The sequence below is a fragment of the Blautia sp. MSJ-9 genome, assembly GCF_018919065.1.
In the GTDB taxonomy this organism is placed as follows: domain Bacteria; phylum Bacillota; class Clostridia; order Lachnospirales; family Lachnospiraceae; genus Blautia_A.
Window position 1 is genome coordinate 36,420 of record NZ_JAHLQG010000051.1, and the last position, 6,841, is coordinate 43,260.

Annotated in this window: 5 protein-coding genes; 3 read left to right on the plus strand and 2 right to left on the minus strand. The window is 42.1% G+C overall.

Translation table 11 applies throughout. The features are described from left to right. Positions 1-315 precede the first annotated feature (315 nt). Positions 316-1,065, minus strand: coding sequence for a glycosyltransferase family 2 protein (locus tag KQI87_RS14495; protein WP_216460752.1), 750 nt, complete (start codon positions 1,063-1,065; stop codon positions 316-318). Between the two features lie 2 nt (positions 1,066-1,067). Then, the gene (locus KQI87_RS14500; RefSeq protein WP_216460753.1) at positions 1,068-2,468 is read right to left on the minus strand and encodes a sugar transferase; all 1,401 of its coding nucleotides are present in this window, start codon (positions 2,466-2,468) and stop codon (positions 1,068-1,070) included. 460 nt (positions 2,469-2,928) lie between these two features. On the opposite strand from KQI87_RS14500, the gene KQI87_RS14505 reads away from it, so the two are divergent. The 3 genes from KQI87_RS14505 to KQI87_RS14515 all read left to right on the plus strand — a co-directional run bounded on the left by KQI87_RS14505 (position 2,929) and on the right by KQI87_RS14515 (position 6,446). Continuing rightward, entirely contained in the window at positions 2,929-4,068 is a 1,140-nt protein-coding gene (locus KQI87_RS14505; RefSeq protein WP_216460754.1) for a glucose-1-phosphate adenylyltransferase, read from the plus strand. A gap of 1 nt (position 4,069) precedes the next feature. After that, positions 4,070-5,185, plus strand: a complete 1,116-nt coding sequence (gene glgD, locus KQI87_RS14510; protein WP_216460755.1) for a glucose-1-phosphate adenylyltransferase subunit GlgD — start codon at positions 4,070-4,072, stop codon at positions 5,183-5,185. A 667-nt stretch (positions 5,186-5,852) separates the two neighbouring features. Beyond that, on the plus strand, positions 5,853-6,446 hold the full coding sequence (locus KQI87_RS14515) for a 50S ribosomal protein L25 (RefSeq protein WP_216460756.1): 594 nt from the start codon (positions 5,853-5,855) through the stop codon (positions 6,444-6,446). Positions 6,447-6,841 lie beyond the last annotated feature (395 nt).

The following is a 6,841-nucleotide window of genomic DNA, read 5'->3' on the forward strand; positions in this document are numbered from 1 at the left end:
TAAATACTATCCTTTAATCATATTCATAACCTGACATGAATCGAAGAAATATATTATTTTTCCTCTTCAGCAGGTCACAGTTATTACACCAATGATAACATATTTTTACGATTTATGGAATAGGAACTTAATAATCTGTTTAATGAAAGTATTTCCATTGTTACTATTCACACGCTACTATCCCGCGAGGTGTTTTGGCATGAATATGCCAAAATCCCGAGACATGCCGTGCGAATTTATGCTATACGCAGCACAGCGCGGTCTGCCAGATTGTATCATCTGTACAAACCACGCTGTAGATTCATAAATTCAATATTATTTATGACAATATTTCCAAATCCCATGCACTGCATATGAGCAGAAAAAAATACAACTCTTAATCCTGCCATAGCCTGCGTACCTGTAAACATTATAAGTCATAGCCGCCGATTTCAGCTTATTTCTGGACTTACCGCCCTCACTTAAGCGATATTTCAGATACGGCTTATTAACCCCTGCAGCATAGCCATATTTACGTAGAACCTTCAGCCAGGTAATATAATCCTCATGACTGTCATCGTGCTCCATTGGAAATTCCCGTGCCACATCTGTTCTCAGCATCACCGAAGAACAGTTAATACTGTTATGCTTCAGAAGTTCTCTGTAGGTGATCTTTTCCTTCACCGGAATGGTACGGCCTGTACTGCTTCCGTCTGCCCTCATCAATTCACGGCCCGTAGAGCACAGCACATATCCTGTCTCCTCGAGACAATGCAGCTGTTCTTTCAATTTTCCCTTCTCCCACCAGTCATCCGCATCCAGAAAGGCAATATAAATTCCCTGTGCAAGCTTCACGCCTTTGTTTCTGGAGCCTGCCGCACCCATATTCTGTTTGTTCTTAATATACCGAAAGTCCTCTCTGCCCTCATAGGCAGACAGGACTTCCTGTGTATGGTCCGTGGAACCGTCATCGATCACAAGGAGTTCCACAGAAACTCCCTGCTCATAAACAGAATCCACAGCCTGTTTAATATACTTCTCTCCGTTGTAAACCGGCATGATCACAGATACCAGCGGTTTATTCATGGTCATTCCTCCGTTTTATTCTCTGAAGCTTCAGCGGTTCTGCCGGAATCCTTCAGCGCATTTACCTGCTTGTCGTCTACTCCCTCGGATACCTCTTTCTGGAAAAAGATCTTAACTGTCATAAAGATCAGCTTAATATCCAACAGGAAAGAATAGTTCTCAATATAAAACAGGTCCAGTTTTAATTTGTCATAAGGAGTGGTGTTATACTTGCCGTAAACCTGCGCATATCCAGTCAGTCCGGCTTTTACTTTCAGACGATAATAAAACTCCGGCAGTTCTTTTTCATACTCGTGCATGATCATCTTACGCTCCGGACGCGGTCCAACCAGAGACATATCTCCCTTAAATACATTGAAAAGCTGCGGCAGTTCATCCAGATGAAGATTTCTCAGCACTCTTCCAACCGGAGTGATACGGGAATCATGCTTGGATGCCAGTCTAGCTCCGTTTTTCTCAGAATCCACGCACATGCTGCGGAATTTGCAGATCTTAAACGGAGTACCTCCTATGGTGAGACGATCCTGAAAATAAAATACAGGACCTTTGTCGTATGCTTTTACCGCAATCGCTATGATCAGCATGATTGGTGAAGTTATGATAATGCCAATTCCGGAAACCAGAATATCCAGTACTCTCTTTGCAACACGCTGATCTACTGACAGCCCCATGTTTCGAGACATCAGAAGCGGAGTGTCAAAAAGATGGATACGTTCACTTCCCATCAAAATGATATCTGAAATCTTCGGACTGACATAGCATCGAATCGAATGCGCAAAGCAAAACTTCAGATAGCGGTTTCTCTCTGTTGACGGCAGATCCCATATGATCACTCCATCATAATCCCGCATCATTCTGTGAATTTCTTTCTCTCCCTTGCTGACATGAACCTTACCACTGATATCGTATTTATCCTTTCTGGAATTCATCTTGTGGATCAGGTCATCTCCCGGATCACGGTCGCCGTAAATAACCAGCAATTTACGTGCACGATATAATTTGGAATAAATATATCTGGAGCCAAAAATCCAGATAATGATCAGTATCAACTGGATCATCGTCATCTCGATCATCGGCCATATGCTCAGAAACCATCTGTTGATCAGAGTGATCTCCAGATATTCCACTGCATTCGTACACAAGAGTGCCAGTGTCAGGGAATAAAATACGTCTATCCTCTTAAGATATCCGACTTTCAGTCCACCGTACAGCTTTGCAAACATGGCAAACATCAGACCGTAAATCGCGATCAGTACCCAGTTACCTTTTCGCCAGAATGGTTCATCGATCTGTCCCCTGTAGACTGTGTACCACACATAGGCAAAGACAGCCATCTGTGCCAGTACAACCAGACTCGCCAGACAGAACACGATAAATCGTTTATAATCTTCTCTCTTACTCACGTGATAACCTCTGTTTCTTTAAGTCCGGCGGATAGATCATCCGCTCTGTTGTTTGTTCATAACCAGATACCTGCTTCGCAGTCTGGCTGAATATCGTTACTGTTTACTCTGTTCTCTGCAACAACAGCATCATACGAACAGTAACTACATCTTCAAAAAGAATATCTGCATCAGACCTGCACCATCGATACACTGTCTTCTTTTAGTCAGATACCATAAAGTCTTACCTATTATAACGTAAGAAGTATTATACGTCCACCCGTTTTCCTTAAATTTGTGTATATTTACGTATCACACTTCTTCCATTTTTCCCCATTATTTTGTGTATAATGTATAATTTTTCGTCGATTTAACGTGGTTTGTAGCGAAAATTTTACATATTTTTTTCAGAAACCTATGGAAATATGCAAAAAAAAATTGTATAATATTGTGTAATAAATGAAAGCGAGGGTTCACTATTATGAAACAAAATAGTATGTTGGCCATGATCCTGGCCGGCGGTCGTGGCAGCCGTCTGCATGATCTTACCAATAAAGTGGCAAAGCCAGCCGTTTCATACGGCGGTAAATATCGTATCGTAGACTTTCCTTTAAGTAACTGTGCCAACAGCGGTGTTAACGTAGTTGGTGTTCTTACACAGTATGAATCCATTCAGCTGAACAGCTATGTTGCAGCCGGCGGACGCTGGGGACTTGATGCCAAAGACAGCGGTGTTTACGTTCTTCCTCCGCGTGAGAAAGCTGATGAGAATCTGAATGTATATCGTGGAACCGCAGATGCGATCTCCCAGAATATCGACTTTATCGACAAATTTGATCCTGAATATGTTCTCGTTCTTTCCGGTGACCATATTTATAAGATGAATTATGATGAGATGCTTGCAGCTCACAAAGCAGCTAATGCAGATGCTACTATCGCAGTTATCGAAGTCCCGATGAAAGAAGCAAGCCGTTTCGGTATCATGAACACCGATGAAACAGGCCGTATTGTTGAATTCGAAGAAAAACCGGAACATCCGAAGAGCAATCTTGCATCCATGGGTATCTATATCTTCACATGGAAACTTCTCCGCAAGATGCTGATGGCCGATATCAAGAATCCAGATTCCAACCATGACTTTGGTAAAGATATCATCCCTACTATGCTTAACGATAACAAGACTCTTTATGCATATAAATTCAAAGGCTACTGGAAAGATGTTGGTACCATCGACTCTCTCTGGGAAGCAAACATGGATCTGTTAAGTTCTAAGAACGAACTGGATCTGGGCGACCCGGCATGGAAGATTTATACAGAAGACGTTACTGCTCTTCCACAGTATATCAGTGCAGAGGCAGATGTTAAAGATGCATACATTACACAGGGCTGTGTTGTTGCAGGTGAAGTGAAACATTCCGTTCTTTTTACAGGCGTTAAGATTGGTGCCGGTGCGAAAGTTATCGACAGTGTACTGATGCCAGGTGCTATTGTAGAAGAGGGTGCTGTTGTTCAGCGTACACTTGTAGCTGATGGTATCCGCATCGGTAAGGGTGCTGTTGTAGGCAGTGCAGACAGCGAGCACATCGAGCTTGTAGCGAAACGTGTAAAGGGGGCAGAATAATATGTATAAGGCATTTGGTATCGTAAACTCCTCCGGGAGAAATATTTATGTAGATGGTATGCAGGATTATCGCCCGATCGGCGCGTTTTCCTTCCTTGGAAGATACAGAGTCATCGACTTCCCTATCTCCAATATGACTAACAGCAATATTGACCGTATCCAGGTTTATATCAACAATAAACCACGTTCCGTTGTAGAACACGTTGGAACAGGACGTCATTACAACATCAACTCCAAGAGCGGCAAACTTCAGCTTCTCTTCTCAGAGCACAACAATGACAATGATATCTACAATACAGATATCTCCTGCTACATGGACAATATGGAATCTCTGAGCCGAATGACTCATCCATATGTTGTTATCGCTCCGAACTACATGGTTTATTCCATTGATTTTAACCAGTTTATACATACACATATTGACTCCGGTGCAGATGTTACTCTGCTTTATCACTCTGTTGACAATGCAAGAGAAGCTTATCTGACATGTAACGTTCTGGAACTGAACCGCCAGAAAGGTGTTGAGTCTATCGGACCGAACCACGGTAATAAAAAGAACCAGAATATCTACATGGATACCTGCATCATGAAGACTGAGCTCTTTATCAGCCTGGTAAAAGAAGCTAAGAAGCTTTCCTCCATGTACACTCTGACAGATATCCTGAATGACAAATGTGAAACTCTGGATATCCGTGGCGTTGCACATAAGGGATACTTTGCAAGCATTACAGATTTCCCAAGCTACTATGCAGCAAACATGGATCTTCTTGACTACGAAGCAGCTCAGGAACTCTTCCATGAGAACTGGCCAATCTATACACGTACCAACGACTCCTGCCCGACTCAGTATTTCGATACAGCAGAAGTTAAGAACTCCGTAATCTCCAATGGCTGCCGAATTGAAGGTACTGTTGAGAATTCCGTAATCGGACGTGGATGCGTGATCAAGAAGGGTGCTGTTGTTAAGAATAGTGTTGTACTCGCTGAAGTTACAATCGGTGAAGATGTTCACGTAGAGAATGAAGTCGTTGACAAATGGGCACGACTCATTCATAAGAAAGAAATCGTATCTCCTGCTGACCAGCCTGGTTATATCAGGAGAAATGATACTCTGTAATTAATGATTAGTTAGATGAAAAGATCCCCTGGAAGTCGCACCTTCCAGGGGATCTTTTAGGTTACAATTTGTTCTAAGATATGATACACTTATTCTGTTGTCACATCCCACACCGACAACAGGCGGGAGGTGAGTACATGCCAATGTTACTTCATATCTTCATTACAGATCTTATTTCTTTTATGCTCTCTGTCTTAGCAGGCATCCTTAGTAATTACATATATAATAAGCTGACAGAACATAAACGTGACAATAAGAAATAAGCGGAACCTCAACCGTAAATCGAGTGAACCCCCGGAAGCAGCCACTTCTGGGGGTTCTTTGTTTTGTGAATACCGTCAATATTACTTCTTACTTTCATATCCGTTACAATTATAACATATGCTATTCCGAAAAGCAATACGCCTAATTTTTCAGGTCAGATAACATTTTAAGCAGATATACACAATTTATTTCATCCAAATTTGTAAGATTTCACAAATTCTTCACACTTTCCCCCTTGCATTTCATCCCTTGCGTGTTATAATACAGCTGTAACAAAGGTAAAGAACAAGCAAACAACTGAATACTCAAAAATACTTAACACCACCTGGAGCATAATAGATGCTCATTAAGTAAAGATAGTGTCAAGCGTGTCACCTCAGCTGTAAAATGGAGGAAAAGTCAAATGAATACTTTAAAAGCTGAAAAAAGAACAATGGACACAAAGGCCAAAAAATTAAGAAGAGAAGGCTACGTTACAGGTAACGTATTTGGCAGAGAAATGGAAGGTTCCATTCCTGTTAAGATTGAGAAATCTGCAGTCGAGAAACTTCTCAAAACAAGCAACAAAGGTAGCCAGATCATGCTGGATGTAGATGGTCAGTCTTATGACGTACTGATCAAAGAGATCCAGTTCAATCCGTTAAAAGGACAGGTGGATGAAATAGATTTCCAGGCACTGGTAAGCAATGAGAAAGTACATTCTGTAGCAGAGATCGTACTTGTAAACCATGACAAACTGGCAGCTGGTGTATTACAGCAGCATCTGGAAGAAATCTCCTTCCGTGCTCTCCCATCAGCACTGGTAGACAAAGTTATGGTAGATGTCGGTGACATGAAAGTCGGCGACGTGATCAAAGTCAAAGACCTCGCCATTGCTCAGGATAAAGATGTAGACTTAAAGACAGACCTCGAAGCCGCAGTTGTATCCGTAGCCACAGTTCACGTAGACCCGGCTCTGGAAGCTGAGGAAGAGGCTGCTGAAGAAGAAGCTAAATAACATAATATCTCTTTTAACACCTATTCAGGTACGCTAATGCGTACCTGAATTTTTTTGTCAGAATATACTATTCCTAACAGACATTTACAAGTGAATTAAAAACTTTATCCTCACACGACTGAAGTCGCGTGCTTCCAGACGCTTTAGGCGTCAGACTAAATATCGGCGGATACGCCTGTAACTTAGGCCAGCGCAGTTATGCGCATTTTTCCATGCCAGATATGGCAGGTTCCCACATTGCAGGTAGTCCGCTGTATATCTGCCTGCATTTATGCTGCCTTTAAGATTTCCATTTGTAAATGAAGTTCTTTCAGATCTGCATAAACACATGAGGTTCTACGCTTTACCGAAGGGACTTTTGCCTCCAGCAAAGACCTTTCCGTTACCGGAAGGGG